This window comes from Methanobrevibacter oralis, assembly GCF_001639275.1.
GTDB classification, from domain to species: domain Archaea; phylum Methanobacteriota; class Methanobacteria; order Methanobacteriales; family Methanobacteriaceae; genus Methanocatella; species Methanocatella oralis.
The window spans coordinates 1-1,372 of the sequence record NZ_LWMU01000133.1 but is presented as its reverse complement, the minus strand read 5'-3'; the positions used below and the strand labels follow the sequence as shown (position 1 = coordinate 1,372).

The window sequence follows — 1,372 nt, the reverse complement described above, 5'->3', positions numbered from 1 at the left end:
TATAGTTTTTCTCTAAAAATTTTTACCATATAGGTTTAGCCAATTTTCATAAAATGATTTGAAGCCAATAATTTCATAAAATTTATCTTTAAATAAGTTAATTAACTGATTTTCGGTTGTATAATATGTTTTATATATTGTTTTTTTAATTACTCTCCATACATCTTCTATTGGATTTAAATCTGGACAGTAGGGTCTTAAATAAATTAAATTGATATTTAATATTTTTACTGCTTTTTGGATCATTTTTGCAGTATGAATTCTTGCATTGTCTAATACTATATTAATTTTCTTTTCTTTACTTATTATCTCTTTTATTAATGGATTTTCAAGATTTTGTTTAATATTTTTTCTTTTTCTGTTATCTATTTTTGTTTTGTTGTTGGGATCTTCTTTATTGCAAATTCTTTTAATTGATTTTAATGATTTTTCCTTTGATTTATCATCATATAATTTATTATTGATTTTATTTATTAATTCGTATTCTGAAGATAGTTCTTTTTTTAATTCTTTTTTAATGTTTTTTTCTAATAAATTTGGATGATTTATAGCTTCGTATAATAATTTACGTCCTTGTTCATTTTCCATGTTTAAAATACGGAATTTGCATAATGATATTAAAAAGGTAAATGCATTTGATTTTTTTGTTTCTTCAACATATGGTTTGCAATTTATTGATTGATAACCTATCATGTTGATTTTTATTCTATTGGGAATTTTTGGAATTATATTTTTGTTTTTGGATTTATAAAGAATTTTTGAAGTATTTGGAGTATTTTGACAGGCTGTTTCATCCAAAATAACTAAAAATTCATTTTCCAGATCTATGTTTTCTAAGTTTTTTTTAGATGTTCTTCAGCATCTTTTGGACGTGAAGAATACTTAATGAAAGGTTTTCCATAATTTAAGCCTAATTTTTTACGTACAATAGTCCAAACAGTTTTATAATCATGATTTACACCATATAACTCTTTGATAAGTTTTTGAACATCATCAATAGTATATGATTCCTCGCTAGAAGTAATAATTTCTTTTAATTCGACTAATTGTTCATTAGTTAGTTTTGGTTTACGCCCACAATTATGGTAATTTGAATACAAACCTTCTAAACCATTTTCATTATAATTTTTCACCCAACGTTCCCCAGATTTTCTACTTGCGTGAACATAATTAGAAGCTTGAGAAATCGTTTCACCCTGATACACCATACTTATAACAAGTAACTTTCTATACATGTTATAAGAATCTTTATATTCTTTCATAACCTCTTTAATTTCATCCAATTCAAGATGTCCTTCAATTTTTTTGCTATTTTTTACCATGAATATTAATTTGTAATTTATATGGTATAAACTTTTCGAGAAAAACTATA

Annotated in this window: 2 protein-coding genes; both read right to left on the bottom strand. The window is 23.8% G+C overall.

The genetic code is table 11. The annotated features are described in order from the left end of the window. Positions 1-12 precede the first annotated feature (12 nt). A complete protein-coding gene (locus MBORA_RS09710) occupies positions 13-798 on the bottom strand; it encodes a transposase (RefSeq protein WP_063720614.1) in 786 nt (261 codons plus the stop codon). 35 nt (positions 799-833) lie between these two features. Continuing rightward, positions 834-1,322, bottom strand: coding sequence for a helix-turn-helix domain-containing protein (locus MBORA_RS09705; protein WP_052331848.1), 489 nt, complete (start codon positions 1,320-1,322; stop codon positions 834-836). Between the last annotated feature and the right edge of the window lie 50 nt (positions 1,323-1,372).